Here is a 22,525-nt window from a genome sequence, read left to right on the forward strand (position 1 = left end):
GTCGCGGGGCCGAGCAGTGGGCCCGAACGGCAGGCCCGGGCCGCGCCGTCAGCCCGTCTGCAGCACCGAGAAGTGCCCGCCGCGCGGGTCCGCCAGCCGGGCCGCCCGGCCGCGCGGCGTGTCCTGCGGCGCCACCAGCACCCGGCCCCCCAGCTCGACCGCCCGCCGGGCCGTCAGACCGACGTCGGCCACCGCGAAGTGGGTGCGCCAGCGCGGCGGGTGGCCGCGCAGCTCGGCGCCGTGCCGGATCCCGGCCACCGGCCGGCCGCCGACCAGCAGCGCGGACCCGCCCTCGGCCTCGGCCACCGGCACCCCGAGCACCGCCCGGTAGAACGCGGCCGCGCCGTCCGCGTCCGGGGTGAGCAGCTCCGCCCAGGCCGGTCCGCCCGGCCCCGGCCCGGTCTCCCGGCCGAGGTGCTCCTCGCCCTGCCAGAGTCCGAACACCGCGCCGGAGACGTCGGCCGCGATCGCCAGCCGCCCGGCCCGCTCCGCCTGGAGCGGCCCGACCGCGACCGTGCCGCCGCACTCCCGCACCAACTGGGCCGCGCGGTCCGCGTCGTCCACCGCGAAGTAGCTGGTCCACTGCACCGGGAAGCCGGCCACCTCGGACACCCCGAGCCCGGCCACCGGCTCCTCGCCGAGGCGGGCCCGGACGTACTCGCCGAGCTGCGCCGGTCCGGGGGCGAAGGTCCAGCCGAGCAGTTCGCCGTAGAAGGCCCGGGCACCGGGCAGGTCGTCGGTCATCAGGCTGACCCAGCACGGGGTGCCCTGGGCCAGCCGCAGTGTCAGCGCGGGCATGACAGGTCTCCTCAACGGGCGGTCGGCGCACGAAACGGCGCAGTGAGGGTGATGCTTCCACCGTGGCGCTCGTCGAACCCTCGGGCCGCGCGGAAAATCCGGCAAAGAGCGCACAAAGAGCGCTGCCCCTCCGGACAGTCCGGCGCTGCGCCAGAATGACCGCCATGACGACCACTCACGATGACTCCCCGCTGGTGTCGGTGACCGGTTTGCAGGAGTCGCTCGACTCCGGGCGCCCGCCGGTCCTGCTCGATGTGCGCTGGCAGCTCGGCGGCCCGCCCGGCATCGAGGACTACACCGCCGGCCACCTGCCCGGTGCCCGCTTCGTCGCCCTCGACACCGACCTCGCCGCCCCGGCCGGCCCGCCCGGGCGCGGCGGCCGCCACCCGCTGCCCGACCCGGAGGAGTTCGGCGCCGCGCTGCGCCGCCTCGACATCTCGGCCGACCGTCCGGTGGTGGTCTACGACGGCGCCACCTCGCTGGCCGCCGCCCGCGCCTGGTGGCTGCTGCGCTGGGCCGGCCACCCGGACGTCCGGGTGCTGGACGGCGGCTTCGCGGCCTGGCAGGAGGCCGGTCTGCCGGTCACCACCGAGGTGCCGCCGGCCGGGGACGGCGACTTCAAGCCGGTCCCGGGTCAGCTGCCGGTGGTCGACGCCGACGGCGCCGCGGCCTGGGCCCGGGACGCGCTGCTGCTGGACGCGCGGGCGGGGGAGCGCTACCGGGGCGAGACCGAGCCGATCGACCCGAGGGCCGGCCACATCCCCGGCGCGGTCTCCGCGCCGACCACCGAGAACGTCGGCCCGGACGGCCGCTTCCGCCCGGCCGCCGAACTCGCCGCCCGGTTCCGGGAGCTGGGCGCGGGGGAGCGGGGCACCGCCGTCTACTGCGGCTCCGGGGTGACCGCCGCGCACCAGATCCTGGCGCTCGCGGTGGCCGGTCTGCCGGCCACCCTCTACCCGGGCTCGTGGAGCGAGTGGTCCAGTGACGAGACCCGCCCGGTCGCCGTCACCGACCAGCCCGGCTGAGCCCGCGAACGCCGAAGGCGCGGACGACCCCGGTCGTCCGCGCCTTCGCGCCGCTCTGCTGTCCTACGGTCCTGCTGCTCCTGCTGCTCCTGCTACTCCTGCTACTCCTGCTTCTTGCGCCGACTGCCGAAGACGATCTCGTCCCAGCTCGGCACGGTGGCCCGGCGCCCGGGCCGCACGCCGTCGGCCTCGGCCTGGCGGTCGGTGGTGCCGACCAGTCGCTCCCGGTGCGGTGCCACCGCGCGGGGCATCAGGATGTCCGCGTACGCCGATCCCGCGCCGACCGCCGGGGCGGCGGCCGCGGGCTCCGCCTCCTCCTCGGCCACCTCGGCGGGCACCGGCTCGACCGGCGGCGGCGCGCCGACCGCGAGGTCGCCGCGGAAGGCGGGCACCACGTCCAGCAGGCTGGTCAGCGAGTCCCTGGACTCGGCCGTCGCCTCCCGGGACTCCCGGACCTCGCGGGCCGACATGATCCGGTCCGCCGAGGGCCGGTCGATCATCGGACGCAGCGGCCGGTCGTGGGGGAGTCGGGCGATCCGCGGGATGAACGGGAAGACCGAGTCCTCCTCGCGCTCGACCGATTCGCCGATCAGTGCGCGGGCCTCGTCGTCGTTCGGCTGCACCAGTCGCCGGGGCGGGTCGTACGTCCAGGCCGCGCTGCGGCCCTCGCCGTCGGCCCGGTAGGAGAGGATGACCTCCCAGGTGCCGTCGTCGCGCCGCCAGGAGTCCCAGCGCTCGGTCTCCTTCTCGGCGCCGCGCAGCGCGAGCCGCTCTGAGACCGCCTCGCCCAGCTGGGGGCCGGGGGCCTCGCCGTGCCGGCGGATCGCGGTCTTGCGGGCCCGCTCGGCCATGAAGGCGCGCTCGGCCAGCACCGGACCCTCGAAGCGGCGGACCCGGTCGACGGAGATGCCGGCGGCCTGGGCGACCTCCTCGGCGGAGGCACCGGCTCGTATCCGCGCCTGGATGTCCCGGGGGCGGAGGTGGCTCTCGACCTCGATCTCGATCTGGCCGAGGCGCGGCCGGTCACCACGGATGGCGGCCCGCAGCCGCTCGTCGATGGGGAGGGTGTACTCGGTGCTGTCGGCAGCCTTGAGCACCAGCCGTGTGCCGTCGTTGCTGACGGCCACAACCCGCAGTTCGGGCACGCTTACCTCCCGGGTGGTGCCTGCCGACGTCACCTGCGTCGCTGCTCCCGTACTGAGTGTGGCCTGCCCACTCGCGACTGGCCACAACCTTGCTGAGTTCCCCGGCGTGTCGGGCTTACGCCCGGCCACACCGCTGTGGCACGGTTGCCTTTTTGCCACGTCATCCGTCGACGTCGCGCCTGGGTGCCCCGACCGTCCTCGCACGTGGAGTGACGCGACGATCCGGGACCGGTGTCGCCGTGCGCGCCTGCGCCACCACTCCTTGTCAAGCTGCCGGTTGATGGGCAGTCGACAAGTCGACCTGGGCTCAGGCTTTACGAACAGTACTCCATTCGTGGCATCCGAAGGGGCGGCTCGCCGCTCAAGTCTCCCGCGATTCACGGGAATCTCAAGAGCGCACGACCCCAATGGCCGAGGATCGACCGATGAACGGTGATCATCTTCACATATATCTCTCGCGAAGAACCGCATTTTCGACCCTTGTGTCCTTCTTTGGGCAGGATGGAGTGACTTGTTCGAAGGACAGTCGTACTGACGCGAGGGATGTCGATGCCGGAGCAGAAGCCCGAACGGGCCGGAGCGGAGGAAGGTCGCAGGCGAATTGATCTGAGTGGGACTCAGGTCGCCGCCAGTGCGCTGGCCACCGTGGTGGGGGCGGTGCTCGCGTCCGAACTCGGGGTGTACGGAACCATTCTCGGCGCGGCGGTGGTGAGTATCGGCGCGACCACCGGCGGGGCGCTGTTCCAGCACCTCTTCCGGCGCACCGGGGAACAGCTGCGCGGCGCGGTCGACCGGGTCACCGGTCCGGGGCAGCTGGTGAACGGGCTCCGGCAGGCGCCGGAGCCGGACCGGGTCGATCCGGACCGGGCCGATCCGGCCCCGCCGCCCGGCTCGGCCGAGTGGAGCACGCCGAGGGTGGTCCGGGCGCGGCGCCGGTGGGGCTGGAAGACGTACGCGGCCGTCTCGGCCCTGGTGTTCACGGTCGCGATGGTGCCGATCCTCGCCTTCGAGATCGCGACCGGCCGACCGGTGTCGGCGACGGTCCAGGGCGAGTCGGGCACCGGCACCTCGCTGGGCGGCCGGGTCGACCGGAAGCCGCCGGGCGACGCGCCGCCCTCCGGGCCGGCCGCCGTGCCCTCGTCCCCGGCCGGCCGGGACGGCGGGGCCTCGGGTCGGCCGAGCCCCGGTGCCGGGCAGGGTGCGCAGGGCGAGGGGCCGTCCTCCGCCCCGACGGCCTCCCCGTCCTCCGGCGCGTCGGGCGGTTCCGGGGCGACGCCGTCCGCGCCGTCCTCCGGATCCCCCTCGGCCCGCCCCTCCGGCGAGCCGTCCGCGCCGGCCACGCCCCCGGCCCCGTCCGGCGGCGGGAGCGCCTCCGCGAAGCCCTCCGGCGGCGCGAGCCCGAAGCCCCCGGACCCGACCACCGCCGTCGTCCCCCCGCCGGCCCCGGACCCGGCGACGACGCCCCGGGCGCCCCAGGTGCCGCAGGCGCCCCAGCCGTCCTGAGCGGCTAGGCCCCCAGCACCCGGCGCAGGTAGTCGTTGCCGAAGCGGCGGTCCGGATCGAGCTCGTCGCGCAGCGCGGTGAACTCCGCGAAGCGCGGGTAGACCCCGGCGAGGTACTCGGCGTCCCGGGTGTGCAGCTTGCCCCAGTGCGGCCGGCCGCCGTGCTCGGTCATCAGCCGCTCCACCGCCGTGAAGTACCCCTGCTCCGCGGTGCCCCGGTAGAGGTGGACGGCGATGTACGCGGTGTCCCGGCCGTGGGCGGTGGAGAGCCAGACCTCGTCGGCCGGGGCGAACCGCACCTCGACCGGGAAGCTGATCCGCCAGCGGGACCGCTCCACCATGGCCCGCAGCTCGCGCAGCACCTCACCGACCGAGGCGCGCGGCACGGCGTACTCCATCTCGACGAAGCGCACCTTGCGCGGGCTGGTGAAGACCCGGTGGGCGGTGTCGGTGTAGCTGCGGTCCGACCAGGCGCGGCTGGCCAGCGCGGCGATCGTCGGCACCGAGGCGGGGAAGCGGCGCCCGACCCGGCAGGCGCCCTCCCAGACGGTGTTGGAGAGGAAGTCGTCCTCCAGCCACTCCTTGAACCGGGGCAGCGGCGCGGCCGGTCCCTGGCTGCGGTTGTTGCGCTTGGTGGCGCAGCGGTCGGTGTGCGGGAACCAGTAGAACTCGAAGTGCTCGTTGACGGCGGTGAGGTCGTCCAGCCGTCGCAGCACCTCGTCGAAGCGCATCGGCTGCTCGTGCGCGGTGAGCAGGAAGGCCGGTTCGACGGCGAGGGTGAGCGCGGTGATCACGCCGAGCGCGCCGAGGCCGAGCCGGGCGGCCTCGAACAGCTCCGGGCTCTCGGTGGGGGAGCAGTGCCGGACGCTCCCGTCGGCGAGCACGATCTCCAGCCCGCGGATCTGGGCGGCCAGCGACCCGGAGTCCCGGCCGGTGCCGTGGGTGCCGGTGCTGGTGGCGCCGGCCACGGTCTGCACCTCGATGTCGCCCATGTTGGTGAGCGAGAGGCCCGCGGCGGCGAGCAGGCGGTTGAGCCGGTGCAGTGGGAGTCCGGCCTCGACGGTGACGGTGCCGTTCGCGTGGTCGATCCCGCGGACGGCGGTCAGCCCGTGCGGCCGGACCAGGACGCCGTTCCCGGCGGAGGCGATCGCGGTGAAGGAGTGGCCCGAACCGACCGCCTTGACGCTCTCGCCCCGGTCGGCGGCGCGCAGGATCTCCTTGGCCAGCTCCTCCGCACTGCCGGGGGTGACCACCCGGGCGGGCACGGTGCTCTGGTTGCCCGCCCAGTTGGTCCAGCGGGTGCGGGCAGCGGTACTGGCCTGGGGCATTGCGGCGCCTCCTGCTCCGTGGCCGAACGGGTGTCGGCTCACCTCGTTCCCTACCCGCGGGTAGGCCGCAGGTAGGGAGGAGGGTAAGTCAGGTCAGCGTCCGAGGTCCACGGTTTCGGCGGACGCGGGGCTGCCCGGCTCGGCGTCCAGCCCGGCCCGCAGCCGCTTGAGCCCGGCCGCCGCCGTCAGCACGCCGAACACCCCGGCGGTCAGCGGGACCCAGTAGCCGGCCGCCGCGCCCGCGCCGTCGACCGTCCAGCCGCCGACCGAGGAGCCGACCGCGACGCCGATCGCCAGCCCGGTGGTCGTCCAGGTCATGCCCTCGGTCAGCTTGGCGGCCGGGACCAGCCGCTCGACCAGGGCCATCGCCGTGATCAGGGTGGGGGAGATGGCGATGCCCGCGATCAGCAGCGCGCCGCCGACCGCGACCAGGCCGCCGACCCCGCTCACCGACTCGGCGACCAGCAGCAGCGGAACCATGCTGACTGCCATGAAGACCACCCCGCCGAAGAACCGGCTCGCCATCGACCCGCTGAGCTTCAGGGTGCCGAACACGAAGCCGGCCACGCAGGAGCCGAGCGCCCAGAGCGCCAGGATCACGCTGGAGATCGCCTTGTGGCCCTGGTCCTCGGCGTAGGCGACGGTCACCACCTCGACCGAGCCGAAGATCGCCCCGGTGGCGACGAAGGTCAGCACCAGGACGACCAGGCCGCCGTTCAGGATCGCGCTGCGGCCGGAATGGGCGTGCGCGGGATGCAGCGGTGGTTCGGTCCGCCGCTGGGAGGTGAACAGGGCGATGCCGACGGCGAGGAAGATCCCGGCGAGCAGGACGCCGGCCTCGGGGAAGACCGCGGTGGCCAGTCCGATCGACAGGATCGGGCCGACGATGAAGCAGACCTCGTCGACCACCGCCTCGAAGGAGTAGGCGGTGTGCAGCTTCGGCGCCTCGTCCCGGTACAGGTGCGCCCAGCGCGCGCGGACCATGGCGCCGGTGCTGGGCATCCCGCCCATGCCGATCGCGAAGACGAACAGCGTCCAGGTCGGCGCCGAGAAGTGGGCGCAGAGCAGCAGTCCGGTCGCGGCGGCGATCGTGATGACGGTCGCCGGCACGGCGACCCGGCGCTGCCCGTGCCGGTCGACCAGCCAGGAGACCATCGGCCCCAGGACCGCCGCGGAGACCGCCAGCGTCGCCGACACCAGGCCCGCGATGCCGTAGGAGCCTCTCAGCTGGGAGAGCATCGTGACGATGCCGATGCCGGTCATCGAGATCGGCAACCTGGCTATGAAGCCGCTGGACGAGAAGGCCAGAGTGCCGGGGGCGGCGAATATCTGGCGGTAGCTGGACAGCACGGTAGCTCCGCAAATCGGGGGGTAAGGGACGAGGCTGGCAAACACAGCTTACGAACCTTGGCAATCGGTATTTTCCGGACACCGGGCGCCGTCCCGGCATCGGCCCCCCGGCCCACAGTGGCAGGATCGGTCCCATGTCCGACGCGCGCAACACCTCCCTCACCGGCGCCGCCCCGTACGACGCCCTGCTGCTGCTCTCCTTCGGCGGGCCCGAGGCCCCCGAGGACGTGGTGCCGTTCCTGGAGAACGTCACCCGCGGTCGGGGGATCCCCAAGGAACGGCTCCGGGAGGTGGGCAAGCACTACTTCCTGTTCGGCGGTGTCAGCCCGATCAACGAGCAGAACCGCGAGCTGCTGGCCGCGCTGCGCAAGGACTTCGCCGAGCACGGGCTCGACCTGCCGGTGTACTGGGGCAACCGGAACTGGGCGCCCTACCTGGTCGACACCCTGCGCGAGCTGGCCGCCGACGGGCACCGCCGGATCGCCGTCCTCGCCACCAGCGCCTACGCCGGCTACTCCGGCTGCCGCCAGTACCGGGAGAACCTCGCCGACGCGCTGGCGACCCTGGCCGCCGAGGGCCTGCCGGAGCTCCGGGTCGACAAGCTGCGGCACTTCTACAACCACCCCGGCTTCGTCGAGCCGATGACCGAGGCCACCCTGGCCGCCCTGGACCGGCTGCCCGAGGAGGCCAGGGCCGGCGCCCGGCTGGCGTTCACCACCCACTCGATCCCGGACACCATGGCCGAGACCTCCGGCGCCCCGGACGACCCGGCCCGGGGCCGCCCCGGCGGCGCCTACGTCGCCCAGCACCTGGACGTGGCCCGGCTGGTCGCCGCCGCCGTCGCCGGACGCACCGGCGTCGCGGACCGCCCCTGGGAGCTGGTCTTCCAGAGCCGCAGCGGCGCCCCGCACGTCCCGTGGCTGGAGCCCGACATCTGCGACCACCTGGAGGCGCAGCACGCCGACGGCGCCCCGGCCGTGGTGATGGTCCCGATCGGCTTCGTCTCCGACCACATGGAGGTCAAGTACGACCTCGACACCGAGGCGACGGCCAGGGCCGCCGAGCTGGGCCTGCCGGTCGCCCGGGCCGCCACCGTCGGGGCCGACCCCCGGTTCACCGCCGCCGTCCGCGAACTCGTCCTGGAGCGGGCCGCCGCCGAGCGCGGCGAGCCGGTGTCCCGCTGCGCCCTGGGCGCGCTCGGCCCCAGCCACGACGTCTGCGCGGTGGCCTGCTGCCCCAACCCGCGCGCACCCCGCCCGGCCGCCGCCGAGCACTGACCGCCGACGAACACCGATCGCCGCCGAGCACCGATCGCCGCCGAGCACTGATCGCCGTCGAGTACTGATCGCCGTCGAGTACTGATCGCCGTCGAGTACCGACGACCGCCGAGCACCGACCGCCCCGCCTCCCGGAGGAGAAGCCTGTGTCCAGCCCCGCCGTGCCCGACCCCGCCCTGCTCGACGAGCTGCTCGACGTCGCCCTGGACGCCGCCCGCCGGGCCGGGGCGCTGCTGCTCGACGGCCGGCCCGCCGACCTCGGTGTGGCCGGTACCAAGAGCAGCCCGGTCGACGTGGTGACCGAGATGGACCTGGCCTCGGAGAAGCTCGTCCTGGAACTCGTCACGGCCCGCCGGCCCGAGGACGGCTACCTCGGCGAGGAGGGCGCCGAGCGGCCCGGCACCAGCGGTGTGCGTTGGGTCGTCGACCCGCTCGACGGCACCGTCAACTACTTGTACGGGCTGCCGTCCTGGGCGGTCAGCGTGGCCGCCGAGCTGGACGGGCGGGCGGTGGTCGGAGTGGTGTACGCCCCGGCCCGCGGTGAGCTGTTCCAGGCCGTGATCGGCCGCGGGGCGTACCGGGACGGGCAGCCGCTCTCCGCCCGGCCGGCCCCGCCGTGGGGCCAGGCGCTGATCGGCACCGGCTTCGCCTACGTCCGGGAGGTGCGGGTGCGGCAGGCGGAGGTGGTGCTCGCCCTGATGCCGGAGGTGCGCGACATCCGCCGGGCCGGCGCCGCGGCCGTGGACCTCTGCGACGTCGCGGCGGGCCGGCTGGACGGCTACTACGAGCGCGGCCTGGCCCCCTGGGACCGGGCGGCGGGCTGCCTGATCGCGGCCGAGGCCGGCGCCCTGGTCGGCGGCCGCCCCGGGCACGGCCCGGACGGCGAGCTGACCGTGGCCGCCGCGCCCGGGGTGTACGAGCCGCTCCAGGAGCGGCTGGCCGCCCTGCGCGCCTGGACGGACCCGGCGGCGCCCGGCGCCTGACACCGACCGGGACCCCGCCGGGCCGCCCTCCCCGGGCGGATCCGGCGGGGGACGCCCGGGCAGCGAAGAGCCCTGACATACGGGGGATGCCAGGGCCTGGGTTTTCGCACGGCCCCCGTAGGGCCGCTGGTGCCGGAGGTCCGGCGACGGGTCGGGCGGTCGGAGGATCAGGCGGCGGTGCGGTGGCGCTCCAGCACCGTGTCCACGCCGTGCTCGGCGGCGAGACGGCGCAGATCGTCCAGCTCGGACTGTTCCACCTCGGCGAGGAACTCGTCCCCGGCCTCGATCGCGCGGTGCAGGTCCTGCTCGGCGTTGGCGATGCGCTGCAGGATTCCGGCGGTGAAGGCGTCCATACGGGCCCCCTTACTGTGTCGGACGTGCACGGTCGTGCGCCCCCTGCCCCAGGTGTGCGGTAGCCAGCGGAAGCGTCCGATCCGGCTCGGTGAAGATGTCCGGTCGGGCGCGGAGACGGCCCTCGGCCGCTCCCGTGACGCCCCGAGCCCCAGGGCCGGCGCGGATGAACGCACGGCGGGTGGGTGCGATCGGCTCAGAAACCGGATCGCGGGTGTGCAGCTGTCCTCCCCGCCCCGGGGGTCGGGAAACCTCCTGCCGCGAGAAAGTTGCCCGCGTCACAGTCCAACCGGACTGTTCCCGCCACGAACCCCGGTGCGAATCCGGGTGCGGACCCCGCCGCGGACCTCGGCGGCGGACCCCGCCGCGCGCCCGGCGCCACCCGCGGGCGGACCTGCCTCCGGGGCAGCTTATCGCTGCTTTACCGCAGGACCAGGCAGGATGGAGGCACCGTCGGAGCCGTGCGTCCGCCTCCGGGGCCGGCCTGGAGAAGGGACAACGACCGTGCGGGTTCTCGTCGTCGAGGACGAGCAGCTGCTCGCCGAGGCAGTCGCCACGGGTCTGCGCCGCGAGGCGATGGCCGTCGACGTGGTGTACGACGGGGAGGCCGCGCTCCAGCGCATCGCGGTCAACGACTACGACGTGGTCGTACTCGACCGCGACCTGCCGCTGGTCCACGGCGACGATGTCTGCCGCAGCGTGGTCGAGCAGGGCCTCGCCACCCGGGTGATCATGCTGACCGCCTCCGGCGACATCAGCGACCGGGTCGAGGGCCTGGAGATCGGGGCGGACGACTACCTTCCGAAGCCGTTCGCCTTCAGCGAACTCGTCGCCCGGGTCCGCGCCCTGGGCCGCCGTGCCACCGTCCCGCTGCCCCCGATCCTGGAACGGGCCGGCATCTCGGTCGACCCGGGCCGCCGCGAGGTCATCCGGGACGGCCGCCCGGTCCAGCTCGCCCCCAAGGAATTCGCCGTCCTGGAGGTGCTGATGCGGGCCGGCGGAGCCGTCGTCTCCGCCGAGCAGCTGCTGGAGAAGGCCTGGGACGAGCACACCGACCCGTTCACCAACGTCGTGCGGGTCACCGTGATGACCCTGCGCCGCAAGCTCGGCGACCCGCCGGTGATCGTCACCGTGCCCGGTTCCGGCTACCGGATCTGACCGGACCAGCCCCCACCCGCGCCCGCCCCGGCGGACGCCCCGAGAGGACCATCATGACCACCCCGCCCTCGGCCGGCGGGCCCTCCGGCGCGCCCTCCGGCGGGCGCGCCGTGCCCGGCCGGACCGTCCCGCCCAGGCCGCCCCATCCGCCGCGCGCCCCCCGGCTGCACCAGGGCGAGAGCTACGTGCCCGGTGACGGCATGCTCGCCTGGCTCCCCTTCCGCCCGACCATCCGGATCCGGCTCACCCTGCTCTACGGCGGGATGTTCCTGATGGCCGGAGTGGTGCTGCTGCTGCTGATGTACGTCTTCGTGCGCCAGGCCATGCAGGACGTCCGGCCGCTGACCCTGGACTTCGGACCGGGCGGGGTCCGGGTGAACGGCACCTGGATGAGCACCGAGGGGTTCAACCAGTACCTGGCCAACAGCCACACGGACAAGGCCAACGCCGCGCTCAACATGCTGCTGCGCAAGACCCTCACCATGCTGGTCTGCCTGGCCGCGATCGCCTTCGCGGCCGGCTACGCGATGGCCGGCCGGGTGCTGCGCCCGCTCGGCCGGATCACCCGCACCGCCCGCGAGGTCGCCTCCTCCGACCTGCACCGGCGGATCGAGCTGGACGGCCCGGACGACGAGCTCAAGGAGCTCGCGGACACCTTCGACGACATGCTGGAGCGGCTGGACCGGTCCTTCGACTCCCAGCGCCGCTTCGTCGCCAACGCCTCGCACGAGCTGCGCACCCCGCTGGCGATCAACCGCACCCTGCTGGAGGTCCAGCTCTCCGACCCGGGGGCCTCGGCCGACCTCCAGCAGCTCGGCAAGACCCTGCTGGCCACCAACGAGCGCAGCGAGCAGCTGGTCGAGGGCCTGCTGCTGCTCGCCCGCAGCGACAACGAGCTGACCGACCGCCGCCCGGTGGAGCTGTCCGAGGCCGCCACCCGGGCACTGGAGCAGACCAGGGCCGAGGCCGTGAAGCGCGAGGTCGACCTGCGCGCCACGCTGCACCCGGCGATGGTCGCCGGCAACGGCATCCTGCTGGAGCGGATCGCGCTCAACCTGCTCCAGAACGCCGTCCGCTACAACTCCCCGGACGGCTGGGTCGAGATCACCACCGCCCCGGTCCCCGGCGGCGGCGAGCTGGTGGTCTCCAACACCGGCCCGGTGGTGCCCGGCTACGAGCTGGAGCACATCTTCGAGCCGTTCCGTCGGGTCAAGGGCGCCGACCGCACCCGCAGCGACAAGGGGGTCGGCCTCGGCCTCTCGATCGTCCGCTCGGTGGTCCGGGCGCACAACGGCACCATCGAGGCGACCCCCCGCGCCGGCGGCGGCCTCACCATGCGCGTGCGCATCCCCGGCATCTAGCGAGCGCCCCCGGAAGCCCTCCCGCACCCGGGCCCGCCGGGCGGCTCCCGGAGCCGCCACGACCCCCTCACGGCCCTTCTCGGGGCCCTCCGCCGCCCGGGGCGGGACACCTCCGTGCGCCGACCGTTCCCAGCCGCCCCCGCCAGGCCTGTCAAGACGACATAAGCCCTGGCGGGGGCGGCTTGTCTTTTCCGGTCCGGGCAACTTACGGTGTCGTAACCTACGCAACCGTAAGTGTGGGTTGCCCAGTACTCCGGTGTGCCCGTCCAACGCGCTCCTCCGGCGCGTGACCTTCCCCAGGAGCCAGACCCGTGACCATCGCCCCCGTGCAGCGCAGTACCTCGCTCGGTTCGAGCGCCTGGACCGACGCGCGACTGATCCTGGCCCTCGAAGAGGTCGTCGAGAAGGAGCTCGACCGCCACCTCAAGGTCGCCAAGGAGTGGATGCCGCACGAGTTCGTGCCCTGGAGCCGCGGGCGCGACTTCCCCGGCGTGCTGGGCGGCGAGGCCTGGGAGCCCGGCGACTCCAAGGTGACCCCGCTCGGCCGGGTCTCGCTGGTGGTCAACCTGCTCACCGAGGACAACCTCCCGAGCTACCACCACGAGATCGCGACCATGTTCGGCCGCGAGGGCGCCTGGGGCACCTGGGTCCACCGCTGGACCGCGGAGGAGGGTCGGCACGGAATAGCCATTCGCGACTACCTGCTCACCACCCGGGCCGTCGACCCGGACGAGCTGGAGCGGGCGCGGATGTCCCACATGTCGGAGGGCTTCGTCTCCGACAACGCGCACAGCATGCTGCAGTCGGTCGCCTACGTGGCCTTCCAGGAGCTCGCCACCCGCATCTCGCACCGCAACACCGGCCACTACGCCGGCTGCCCGCTGGCGGACCAGCTGCTCGCGAAGATCGCCAACGACGAGAACCTGCACATGGTCTTCTACCGGAACCTGCTGAAGGCCGCCCTGGAGATCGCCCCCGACCAGGCCATGCGCGCCATCGCCGACGTGGTGACCGACTTCCGGATGCCCGGCCACGGCATCCCCGGCTTCGAGCGGGCCGCCGCCCAGATCGCCCTCGGCGGCGTCTACAACCTCCGCATCCACCACGACGACGTGCTGCAGCCCGTGCTGCGCCACCTCAAGGTGATGGAGATCGGGGGCCTCGGCCCGGAGGGCCTGCGGGCCCAGGAGGAGCTCGGCGTCTTCCTCGACGGACTGGACGCCCAGGCGACCAAGTTCGACGAGCGGCAGGCGGCCCGGCTGGCGCGCGTCGCGGCCCGGAAGCAGTAGGCGCGGCGGCGGGCGTCCCTCCGGTCGCTCCTGCGGACGCCCTCCGGGGGTCGCGGCAGACGTACTGGCTTGGGCGGATTTTCAGTGTTTTGCCCGGCCCGGGAGTGAACGTGACCAAGGTCACACCGTGTCGCTCCGAAGGGTCGGGCAACCCCGGAGAGTGATCATCGTCCCGACCGTGCCGATCGCCCTCCGTGAGCGGAGCGGCGATCGGAGGCGGGGCGGAGGATTGGCTCTCCGCCCTGGTGGGCAAGGGAATTGGCGGGCGCGCGGGGGACCTTCGCTCACGGAGCGTGTCCGCCGGGCGCCCGCCGGCACGTTCCGCCGATGGCCCTGGGTGAGGCTCCGGGCGTCCAAGTGGATCATCCCGGCGGACCCCCGGCTGAGTGTCGATTGAGTAACAGGGCTTGAAGTAAGGCAAAATCTCCGCCTCGGGTCGGGCACAAGACCGACCCCCCATGCGTTACGTGCGCTGGAGATACCGCACACACCGCACAACCCGGAGGGGGAGAGCGAAATATGGCTACCGACTACGACACCCCACGCAAGACCGACGATGAGCTCAACGAGGACAGCATCGAGGAGCTCAAGGCCCGCAGGAACGACAAGGGCGGCAACGCGGTCGACGTCGACGAGTTCGAGGCGGCCGAGGGCATGGAGCTCCCCGGCGCGGACCTCTCGAACGAGGAACTCTCCGTCCGGGTGCTGCCGCGGCAGGCCGACGAGTTCACCTGCATGAGCTGCTTCCTGGTCCACCACCGCAGCCAGCTGTACAGCGAGAAGAACGGCAACCCGATCTGCCGGGACTGCGGCGCCTGAGGACCAGGGCGTCATGACTCGGGCCTCGCGGTGTCCGCGAGACCGGTGCGACGCCCCTTCCGGCCCCGGGCAGCGGGGCCGGACGGCAGCTCCGGCGTCCGTCCCGACGGACGCACCAGTCATACGGACGGATGGAAAAGCGTCTCCCGGAGACGCCGAGGGACGGTACCGCGAGGCGGTACCGTCCCTTTCCGTCTGTCCGGGCGCGGCTTCCGTCCCGGCTTCCGTCCCGGCCCGGGACGGGCGTTCCCCCGCGGGGGACCCGCTCAGGCGCGGGCGTTCCGGCGGGCCTCTTCCAGGGCCTCGGCGAGCTTCATCGGCGAGCGGGTGGAGAGGTAGAGGTAGGGCGTCGGGTCGGCCGGATCGCTGACCTCGACCCGGAGCGCGGTCGGCACGTAGCTGCGCAGCAGCATGAAGGCCCGCGGATCGGCCTTGGGGCCGCGCCAGGCGGCGGCCTCGGTCGGACCGAGCGCGTGGGCGGCGCCGAGGGCGTCCACCGGGATCCGGGCCGGGCCGGCCACCAGGGAGCCCTGGACCACCCGGATCCGGGCGGAGCCGTAACTGCTGATCGCGGCGGCGCCGGCGGCGATGCCGACCACCAGCCCGACCAGAGCACCCACCGCGCTGATCCGCAGCAGGATCAGGGCGAGCGTGAGGCCGATCAGGACCGGGAACAGCCACCAGGAGCGCGGCGCGGTGAGGCGTTCGTCGTACATGCCCCCCATTGTGGGCGTCGATACACCGGGCGCCGGACGCAACCCCCGCCCCCGGCACGGCTACCGGTCGGTAGGGTGGGGCGCCGTGACCGGTTCGACTGCCCCCACCGCGCCCCTGACCCCCGCCGCCCCCAGCGAGTCCGCGGCCCCGGCCCACCCGGCGTCGCCCGCGACGCCCCCGCCGGAGGCCGTCCTCCCGCCGCGCGCGCCCGAGGCCCCGGCCCCCGGCACCCGCCTCGGCTCCCACTACGAGCACTGCTTCGGCTGCGGCCCGCAGCACCCCGGCGGACTGCGGATCGACGCGGTCGCCGGGACCGGCCTCGACGTCACCGCCGAGTTCACCGTCCGCCCGGAGCACCAGGGCGGCCCCGGGCTGGCCCACGGCGGCCTGCTGACCACGGCCATGGACGAGACCCTCGGCACGCTCAACTGGCTGCTGCACGTCCCCGCCGTCACCGGCCGGCTGGAGACCGACTTCCTGTCCCCGGTGCCGGTCGGCTCCACGCTGCACCTGCGGGCCTGGATCACCGGTGCGCACGGCCGGAAGATCTACAGCGCCGCCGAGGCGCGGATCGGCGGTCCCGACGGCCCGGTCGCCGTGCGCGCACGGGCACTCTTCATCCAGGTGAAGCTGGAACACTTCACCAAGCACGGTCGTCCCGAGGACATCGAGAAGGTCCTCGACGACCCCGACCTGATGCAGCGCGCCCGAACCTTTGAGGTGAACCCTTGAGCACCACCCCCCGCGAGCCCCTCGACGTCCTGATCCACCGGCTCGACCCCGAGCTGCCGCTGCCCGAGTACGCGCAGCCCGGCGACGCCGGCGCCGACCTGCGGACCACCGTGGACGCGGAGTTGGCCCCCGGCGAGCGGGCGGTGCTGCCCACCGGCATCGCCATCGCGTTGCCCGACGGCTACGCCGCGTTCGTCCACCCCCGGTCCGGACTGGCAGCTCGTTGTGGCGTTGCTCTGGTGAACGCCCCAGGGACGGTCGATGCCGGGTACCGTGGAGAGATCAAGGTGATCGTCGTCAATCTGGACCCGCGCGAGGCCGTCAGCTTCCGCCGAGGGGACCGGATCGCCCAGCTGGTCGTCCAGCAGGTCGAGAAGGCCCGCTTCCACGAAGTGGCCGAGCTGCCGGGGTCGGCACGGGCCGAGGGCGGGTTCGGGTCGACCGGTGGCCACGCAGCGGTCTAGGCTGCCCGCGGCCTCGCAGGAAGCCGAGCAGGTATTCGCATCGGTCTTGGACCGGGAAGGACAGTGACCGTGTTCCGTCGTCGCCAGAAGAGCGAGGACGCTGTCGAGCAGCTCGCCGACGACGCCATCAGCGCCGACGAGCCGGCCGATGACGTCGAAGGTTCCGCCGAGAGCGAGAACGTGACCGAGCTGGACCCGACGGACCGGGTCGGCCTGCCGCCGGCCCCGCGTCCGGACGGTCCGTGGGACCACTCCGAGCTGGAGAACCCGGAGGAGGGCCGCGTCGACCTCGGCGGCCTGCTGGTCCCGGGTGTCGAGGGCATGGAGCTCCGGGTAGAGGTGGCCGGCGACGCGATCGTGGCCGCGACCCTGGTCCTCGGCAGCAGCGCCATCCAGCTGCAGGCCTTCGCGGCCCCCAAGTCGGAGGGCATCTGGGGCGAGGTCCGTGAGGAGATCGCCAACGGCATCACCTCGCAGGGCGGCATCGTCGAGGAGGAGGAGGGCCCGCTGGGCTGGCACCTCCGTGCCCAGGTCCCGGTGCAGCTGCCGGACGGCACGCAGGGCGTGCAGCTGGTGCGCTTCGTCGGCTGCGACGGTCCGCGCTGGTTCCTGCGCGGTGTCATCTCCGGCCAGGCCGCCGTCCAGCCCGAGATGGGCGGGATCCTGGAGCAGGTCTTCCGGCAGACGGTCGTCGTCCGCGGCGAGACCCCGATGGCGCCCCGCGACCCGATCGTGCTGAAGCTTCCCGAGGACGCGCAGATGGTCGCCGACGGCGGCGGCGCGGTCGCGGCCACCGGTGAGGGCGACAACCGCTTCGGCGGCAACTCGATCGACCCGTTCGCCCGCGGCCCGGAGATCACCGAGGTCCGCTGAGCACAGCGCCCCAGCACGCCGATCGCCCCCGCCCGGACCACCGGGCGGGGGCGATTTGCTTCTGACGCTCCCGTCCCCGTACAGTTCCGGAGTCGCCGCGAGAGAGCGGGGACAAGCGGAAAGCGAAGTCGGCTGAATGAAACTCCGGAAAACGGAGCGGAAAACATCTGATAAGCTTGAAACACGAAAGAACGAAGCGCCCGGAGGGCCGGTGTGAAAGCCGCCTGAAGGAAGTGTCCGTTCCTTGAGAACTCAACAGCGTGCCAAAAGTCAACGCCAGATATGTTGACATCCCCGGCCTCGGACTTGTTCCGGGGTTGGAGATTCCTTTTGAAGTAAAACACTAGCGAGGACGCAGTGCGCGGGGCCGCCCTATTCCGGTGGTTGCCGTGCCGCTCGACGCGAGTGCTGACCCGATTACGGGTAATCATTCACGGAGAGTTTGATCCTGGCTCAGGACGAACGCTGGCGGCGTGCTTAACACATGCAAGTCGAACGGTGAAGCCCTTCGGGGTGGATCAGTGGCGAACGGGTGAGTAACACGTGGGCAATCTGCCCTGCACTCTGGGACAAGCCCTGGAAACGGGGTCTAATACCGGATATGACCTGGGACCGCATGGTCCCGGGTGTAAAGCTCCGGCGGTGCAGGATGAGCCCGCGGCCTATCAGCTTGTTGGTGGGGTAATGGCCTACCAAGGCGACGACGGGTAGCCGGCCTGAGAGGGCGACCGGCCACACTGGGACTGAGACACGGCCCAGACTCCTACGGGAGGCAGCAGTGGGGAATATTGCACAATGGGCGAAAGCCTGATGCAGCGACGCCGCGTGAGGGATGACGGCCTTCGGGTTGTAAACCTCTTTCAGCAGGGAAGAAGCGCAAGTGACGGTACCTGCAGAAGAAGCACCGGCTAACTACGTGCCAGCAGCCGCGGTAATACGTAGGGTGCGAGCGTTGTCCGGAATTATTGGGCGTAAAGAGCTCGTAGGCGGCCTGTCGCGTCGGATGTGAAAGCCCGGGGCTCAACCCCGGGTCTGCATTCGATACGGGCAGGCTAGAGTGTGGTAGGGGAGATCGGAATTCCTGGTGTAGCGGTGAAATGCGCAGATATCAGGAGGAACACCGGTGGCGAAGGCGGATCTCTGGGCCATTACTGACGCTGAGGAGCGAAAGCGTGGGGAGCGAACAGGATTAGATACCCTGGTAGTCCACGCCGTAAACGTTGGGAACTAGGTGTTGGCGACATTCCACGTCGTCGGTGCCGCAGCTAACGCATTAAGTTCCCCGCCTGGGGAGTACGGCCGCAAGGCTAAAACTCAAAGGAATTGACGGGGGCCCGCACAAGCAGCGGAGCATGTGGCTTAATTCGACGCAACGCGAAGAACCTTACCAAGGCTTGACATATACCGGAAACGGCTAGAGATAGTCGCCCCCTTGTGGTCGGTATACAGGTGGTGCATGGTTGTCGTCAGCTCGTGTCGTGAGATGTTGGGTTAAGTCCCGCAACGAGCGCAACCCTTGTTCTGTGTTGCCAGCATGCCTTTCGGGGTGATGGGGACTCACAGGAGACTGCCGGGGTCAACTCGGAGGAAGGTGGGGACGACGTCAAATCATCATGCCCCTTATGTCTTGGGCTGCACACGTGCTACAATGGTCGGTACAAAGGGCTGCGATGCCGCGAGGCGGAGCGAATCCCAAAAAGCGGCCTCAGTTCGGATTGGGGTCTGCAACTCGACCCCATGAAGTTGGAGTTGCTAGTAATCGCAGATCAGCATGCTGCGGTGAATACGTTCCCGGGCCTTGTACACACCGCCCGTCACGTCACGAAAGTCGGTAACACCCGAAGCCGGTGGCCTAACCCGTAAGGGGAGGAGCCGTCGAAGGTGGGACCAGCGATTGGGACGAAGTCGTAACAAGGTAGCCGTACCGGAAGGTGCGGCTGGATCACCTCCTTTCTAAGGAGCAATATGCCGCTTGCAGGCGAATGTCCTGCACGGTTGCTCATGGGTGGAACGTTGACTATTCGGCACAGGAAGAGACCAGGGGCTAGTACTGCTTCGGCGTGGAACGCGTTCTGGGATTGACTGTGTCGGGCACGTTGTTGGGTCCTGAGGGAACGGCCGTGAGGTCGTTGCTTCAGAGATGCCGGTCTCATGCGAGGTGGTCTTCGGGCTGCTGAGTGTGGGTGTCTGGTCGTTGTTTGAGAACTGCACAGTGGACGCGAGCATCTGTGGCCAAGTTTTTAAGGGCGCACGGTGGATGCCTTGGCACCAGGAACCGATGAAGGACGTGGGAGGCCACGATAGTCCCCGGGGAGCCGTCAACCAGGCTTTGATCCGGGGGTTTCCGAATGGGGAAACCCGGCAGTCGTCATGGGCTGTCACCCATACCTGAACACATAGGGTATGTGGAGGGAACGCGGGGAAGTGAAACATCTCAGTACCCGCAGGAAGAGAAAACAACCGTGATTCCGGGAGTAGTGGCGAGCGAAACCGGATGAGGCTAAACCGTATTGGTGTGAGACCCGGCAGGGGTTGCCGATACGGGGTCGTGGGATTTTTCTTGACCGGTCTGCTTACCGGTCGGCGAGTCAGAAACCGTACAGGTAGTCGAAGGACATGCGAAAGGTCCGGCGTAGAGGGTAAGACCCCCGTAGGCGAAATCTGTACGGCTCGTTTGAAGAACTCCCAAGTAGCACGGGGCCCGAGAAATCCCGTGTGAATCTGGCGGGACCACCCGCTAAGCCTAAATATTCCCTGGTGACCGATAGCGGATAGTACCGTGAGGGAATGGTGAAAAGTACCGCGGGAGCGGAGTGAAATAGTACCTGAAACCGTGTGCCTACAAGCCGTGGGAGCGTCGGACATGCAGCTTGCTGTGTGTCTCGTGACTGCGTGCCTTTTGAAGAATGAGCCTGCGAGTTTGCGGTGTGTAGCGAGGTTAACCCGTGTGGGGTAGCCGTAGCGAAAGCGAGTCCGAACAGGGCGATACAGTTGCATGCCCAAGACCCGAAGCGGAGTGATCTAGCCATGGGCAGGTTGAAGCGGAGGTAAGACTTCGTGGAGGACCGAACCCACCAGGGTTGAAAACCTGGGGGATGACCTGTGGTTAGGGGTGAAAGGCCAATCAAACTCCGTGATAGCTGGTTCTCCCCGAAATGCATTTAGGTGCAGCGTCACGTGTTTCTTGCCGGAGGTAGAGCACTGGATAGGCGATGGGCCTCACCGGGTTACTGACCTTAGCCAAACTCCGAATGCCGGTAAGTGAGAGCGTGGCAGTGAGACTGTGGGGGATAAGCTCCATGGTCGAGAGGGAAACAGCCCAGAACACCGACTAAGGTCCCTAAGCGTGTGCTAAGTGGGAAAGGATGTGGAGTCGCAGAGACAACCAGGAGGTTGGCTTAGAAGCAGCCACCCTTGAAAGAGTGCGTAATAGCTCACTGGTCAAGTGATTCCGCGCCGACAATGTAGCGGGGCTCAAGCACATCACCGAAGTCGTGTCATTGCAGCATATAGGGCCAACGCCTGCTGTGATGGGTAGGGGAGCGTCGTGTGCCGGGTGAAGCGGCGGTGGAAACCAGTCGTGGACGGTACACGAGTGAGAATGCAGGCATGAGTAGCGATACAAGAGTGGGAAACTCTTGCGCCGATTGACCAAGGGTTCCTGGGTCAAGCTGATCTGCCCAGGGTAAGTCGGGACCTAAGGCGAGGCCGACAGGCGTAGTCGATGGACAACGGGTTGATATTCCCGTACCCGCTTTGAAGCGCCAACGCTGAACCAGGTGATGCTAAAGCCGTGAAGCCGGCCCGGAGTCTTCGGACAAAGGGACGTGGTGGAGCCGCTGAACCAAGTCTGTACTAGGTGAGCGATGGGGTGACGCAGGAAGGTAGTCCAGCCCGGGCGGTGGTTGTCCCGGGGTAAGGGTGTAGGCCGAGTGATAGGCAAATCCGTCACTCATCAAGGCTGAGACCTGATGCCGAGCCGATTGTGGTGAAGTGGATGATCCTATGCTGTCGAGAAAAGCCTCTAGCGAGTTTCATGGCGGCCCGTACCCCAAACCGACTCAGGTGGTCAGGTAGAGAATACCGAGGCGTTCGGGTGAACTATGGTTAAGGAACTCGGCAAAATGCCCCCGTAACTTCGGGAGAAGGGGGGCCATTCCTGGTGACGGCACTTGCTGCCAGAGCTGGGGGTGGCCGCAGAGACCAGCGAGAAGCGACTGTTTACTAAAAACACAGGTCCGTGCGAAGCCGTAAGGCGATGTATACGGACTGACGCCTGCCCGGTGCTGGAACGTTAAGGGGACCGGTTAGCTCTGATTCGTCGGGGCGAAGCTGAGAACTTAAGCGCCAGTAAACGGCGGTGGTAACTATAACCATCCTAAGGTAGCGAAATTCCTTGTCGGGTAAGTTCCGACCTGCACGAATGGCGTAACGACTTCTCGACTGTCTCAACCATAGGCCCGGTGAAATTGCATTACGAGTAAAGATGCTCGTTTCGCGCAGCAGGACGGAAAGACCCCGGGACCTTTACTATAGCTTGATATTGGTGTTCGGTTCGGCTTGTGTAGGATAGGTGGGAGACTTTGAAGCCGTGACGCCAGTCATGGTGGAGTCGTCGTTGAAATACCACTCTGGTCGTGCTGGATGTCTAACCTGGGTCCGTGATCCGGATCAGGGACAGTGTCTGGTGGGTAGTTTAACTGGGGCGGTTGCCTCCTAAAGAGTAACGGAGGCGCCCAAAGGTTCCCTCAGCCTGGTTGGCAATCAGGTGTTGAGTGTAAGTGCACAAGGGAGCTTGACTGTGAGACTGACGGGTCGAGCAGGGACGAAAGTCGGGACTAGTGATCCGGCGGTGGCTTGTGGAAGCGCCGTCGCTCAACGGATAAAAGGTACCCCGGGGATAACAGGCTGATCTTCCCCAAGAGTCCATATCGACGGGATGGTTTGGCACCTCGATGTCGGCTCGTCGCATCCTGGGGCTGGAGTAGGTCCCAAGGGTTGGGCTGTTCGCCCATTAAAGCGGTACGCGAGCTGGGTTTAGAACGTCGTGAGACAGTTCGGTCCCTATCCGCTGTGCGCGTAGGAGTGTTGAGAAGGGCTGTCCCTAGTACGAGAGGACCGGGACGGACGAACCTCTGGTGTGCCAGTTGTCCTGCCAAGGGCATGGCTGGTTGGCTACGTTCGGGAGGGATAACCGCTGAAAGCATCTAAGCGGGAAGCCTGCTTCGAGATGAGCACTCCCACCTCCTTGAGAGGGTAAGGCTCCCAGTAGACGACTGGGTTGATAGGCCGGATATGGAAGCCCTGTGAGGGGTGGAGTTGACCGGTACTAATAGGCCGAGGGCTTGTCCTC

17 protein-coding genes and 2 rRNA genes are annotated in these 22,525 nt (G+C 70.0%); 13 read left to right on the forward strand and 6 right to left on the reverse strand.

Annotated features, from left to right (window positions below):
• Positions 1–48: 48 nt before the first annotated feature.
• A complete protein-coding gene (locus tag ACW14Y_RS28005; protein ID WP_380309604.1) occupies positions 49–798 on the reverse strand; it encodes a VOC family protein in 750 nt (249 codons plus the stop codon).
• 164 nt (positions 799–962) lie between these two features.
• On the opposite strand from ACW14Y_RS28005, the gene ACW14Y_RS28010 reads away from it, so the two are divergent.
• Complete coding sequence (locus ACW14Y_RS28010; RefSeq protein ID WP_380309602.1) at positions 963–1,823, forward strand: sulfurtransferase; 861 nt, start codon at positions 963–965, stop codon at positions 1,821–1,823.
• Between the two features lie 101 nt (positions 1,824–1,924).
• Here ACW14Y_RS28010 and sepH read toward each other — a convergent pair whose 3' ends face one another.
• Positions 1,925–3,001 (reverse strand): septation protein SepH, encoded by a 1,077-nt coding sequence (gene sepH, locus ACW14Y_RS28015; protein ID WP_380310335.1) that lies wholly within the window; start codon positions 2,999–3,001, stop codon positions 1,925–1,927.
• A gap of 624 nt (positions 3,002–3,625) precedes the next feature.
• Between sepH and ACW14Y_RS28020 the strand changes: the two genes are divergently transcribed.
• The gene (locus tag ACW14Y_RS28020) at positions 3,626–4,471 is read left to right on the forward strand and encodes a hypothetical protein (protein ID WP_456983718.1); all 846 of its coding nucleotides are present in this window, start codon (positions 3,626–3,628) and stop codon (positions 4,469–4,471) included.
• Positions 4,472–4,475: 4 nt separating this feature from the next.
• On the opposite strand, the gene ACW14Y_RS28025 is transcribed toward ACW14Y_RS28020, so the two are convergent.
• Together ACW14Y_RS28025 and ACW14Y_RS28030 are read right to left on the reverse strand one after the other, a co-directional pair.
• Complete coding sequence (locus ACW14Y_RS28025; RefSeq protein ID WP_380310332.1) at positions 4,476–5,798, reverse strand: D-arabinono-1,4-lactone oxidase; 1,323 nt, start codon at positions 5,796–5,798, stop codon at positions 4,476–4,478.
• Positions 5,799–5,891: 93 nt separating this feature from the next.
• Positions 5,892–7,148, reverse strand: a complete 1,257-nt coding sequence (locus ACW14Y_RS28030; RefSeq protein WP_380310330.1) for an MFS transporter — start codon at positions 7,146–7,148, stop codon at positions 5,892–5,894.
• A 134-nt stretch (positions 7,149–7,282) separates the two neighbouring features.
• Here ACW14Y_RS28030 and ACW14Y_RS28035 point away from each other — a divergent pair, with 134 nt between their 5' ends.
• Together ACW14Y_RS28035 and ACW14Y_RS28040 are read left to right on the forward strand one after the other, a co-directional pair.
• Positions 7,283–8,425, forward strand: a complete 1,143-nt coding sequence (locus ACW14Y_RS28035; RefSeq protein WP_380390567.1) for a ferrochelatase — start codon at positions 7,283–7,285, stop codon at positions 8,423–8,425.
• 161 nt (positions 8,426–8,586) lie between these two features.
• Positions 8,587–9,408, forward strand: a complete 822-nt coding sequence (locus ACW14Y_RS28040) for an inositol monophosphatase family protein (RefSeq protein ID WP_380310337.1) — start codon at positions 8,587–8,589, stop codon at positions 9,406–9,408.
• 167 nt (positions 9,409–9,575) lie between these two features.
• On the opposite strand, the gene ACW14Y_RS28045 is transcribed toward ACW14Y_RS28040, so the two are convergent.
• Positions 9,576–9,761: a hypothetical protein gene (locus tag ACW14Y_RS28045; RefSeq protein WP_030301315.1), complete on the reverse strand. Its 186-nt coding sequence runs from the start codon at positions 9,759–9,761 to the stop codon at positions 9,576–9,578.
• Between the two features lie 502 nt (positions 9,762–10,263).
• Between ACW14Y_RS28045 and ACW14Y_RS28050 the strand changes: the two genes are divergently transcribed.
• The 4 genes from ACW14Y_RS28050 to ACW14Y_RS28065 all read left to right on the forward strand — a co-directional run bounded on the left by ACW14Y_RS28050 (position 10,264) and on the right by ACW14Y_RS28065 (position 14,386).
• Positions 10,264–10,917, forward strand: coding sequence for a response regulator transcription factor (locus ACW14Y_RS28050; protein ID WP_030396557.1), 654 nt, complete (start codon positions 10,264–10,266; stop codon positions 10,915–10,917).
• A 53-nt stretch (positions 10,918–10,970) separates the two neighbouring features.
• Positions 10,971–12,278: a sensor histidine kinase gene (locus tag ACW14Y_RS28055; RefSeq protein ID WP_380310326.1), complete on the forward strand. Its 1,308-nt coding sequence runs from the start codon at positions 10,971–10,973 to the stop codon at positions 12,276–12,278.
• Positions 12,279–12,589: 311 nt separating this feature from the next.
• Entirely contained in the window at positions 12,590–13,567 is a 978-nt protein-coding gene (locus ACW14Y_RS28060; protein ID WP_380310324.1) for an acyl-ACP desaturase, read from the forward strand.
• Between the two features lie 519 nt (positions 13,568–14,086).
• Positions 14,087–14,386 (forward strand): DUF4193 domain-containing protein, encoded by a 300-nt coding sequence (locus ACW14Y_RS28065; RefSeq protein WP_030396554.1) that lies wholly within the window; start codon positions 14,087–14,089, stop codon positions 14,384–14,386.
• Between the two features lie 266 nt (positions 14,387–14,652).
• On the opposite strand, the gene ACW14Y_RS28070 is transcribed toward ACW14Y_RS28065, so the two are convergent.
• Positions 14,653–15,102, reverse strand: coding sequence for a DUF3093 domain-containing protein (locus ACW14Y_RS28070; protein WP_380310322.1), 450 nt, complete (start codon positions 15,100–15,102; stop codon positions 14,653–14,655).
• 115 nt (positions 15,103–15,217) lie between these two features.
• Between ACW14Y_RS28070 and ACW14Y_RS28075 the strand changes: the two genes are divergently transcribed.
• The 5 genes from ACW14Y_RS28075 to ACW14Y_RS28095 all read left to right on the forward strand — a co-directional run bounded on the left by ACW14Y_RS28075 (position 15,218) and on the right by ACW14Y_RS28095 (position 22,525).
• The gene (locus tag ACW14Y_RS28075; protein ID WP_231978753.1) at positions 15,218–15,835 is read left to right on the forward strand and encodes a PaaI family thioesterase; all 618 of its coding nucleotides are present in this window, start codon (positions 15,218–15,220) and stop codon (positions 15,833–15,835) included.
• Positions 15,832–16,299 carry a dUTP diphosphatase gene (dut, locus tag ACW14Y_RS28080; protein WP_380310320.1) on the forward strand — a complete coding sequence of 156 codons (468 nt, stop codon included), beginning with the start codon at positions 15,832–15,834 and terminating at the stop codon, positions 16,297–16,299. The genes ACW14Y_RS28075 and dut overlap by 4 nt, the downstream gene beginning before the upstream one ends.
• Before the next feature lie 69 nt (positions 16,300–16,368).
• Positions 16,369–17,172 (forward strand): DUF3710 domain-containing protein, encoded by an 804-nt coding sequence (locus tag ACW14Y_RS28085; protein WP_380310318.1) that lies wholly within the window; start codon positions 16,369–16,371, stop codon positions 17,170–17,172.
• A gap of 430 nt (positions 17,173–17,602) precedes the next feature.
• Positions 17,603–19,125 (forward strand): 16S ribosomal RNA (locus ACW14Y_RS28090).
• A 277-nt stretch (positions 19,126–19,402) separates the two neighbouring features.
• Positions 19,403–22,525: ribosomal RNA gene (locus ACW14Y_RS28095) — 23S ribosomal RNA — on the forward strand.
• Together the 16S and 23S rRNA genes form the textbook arrangement of a ribosomal RNA operon.

Source organism: Kitasatospora sp. cg17-2 (assembly GCF_054031055.1).

What these genes read in the sequence shown, in the direction of transcription:
- ACW14Y_RS28005 (WP_380309604.1), bottom strand. Translation starts at nt 798, where the DNA reads ATGCCCGCGCTGACACTGCGGCTGGCCCAGGGCACCCCGTGCTGGGTC.
- ACW14Y_RS28010 (WP_380309602.1), top strand. Translation starts at nt 963, where the DNA reads ATGACGACCACTCACGATGACTCCCCGCTGGTGTCGGTGACCGGTTTG.
- ACW14Y_RS28025 (WP_380310332.1), bottom strand. Translation starts at nt 5,798, where the DNA reads ATGCCCCAGGCCAGTACCGCTGCCCGCACCCGCTGGACCAACTGGGCG.
- ACW14Y_RS28035 (WP_380390567.1), top strand. Translation starts at nt 7,283, where the DNA reads ATGTCCGACGCGCGCAACACCTCCCTCACCGGCGCCGCCCCGTACGAC.
- ACW14Y_RS28045 (WP_030301315.1), bottom strand. Translation starts at nt 9,761, where the DNA reads ATGGACGCCTTCACCGCCGGAATCCTGCAGCGCATCGCCAACGCCGAG.
- ACW14Y_RS28055 (WP_380310326.1), top strand. Translation starts at nt 10,971, where the DNA reads ATGACCACCCCGCCCTCGGCCGGCGGGCCCTCCGGCGCGCCCTCCGGC.
- ACW14Y_RS28065 (WP_030396554.1), top strand. Translation starts at nt 14,087, where the DNA reads ATGGCTACCGACTACGACACCCCACGCAAGACCGACGATGAGCTCAAC.
- ACW14Y_RS28070 (WP_380310322.1), bottom strand. Translation starts at nt 15,102, where the DNA reads ATGTACGACGAACGCCTCACCGCGCCGCGCTCCTGGTGGCTGTTCCCG.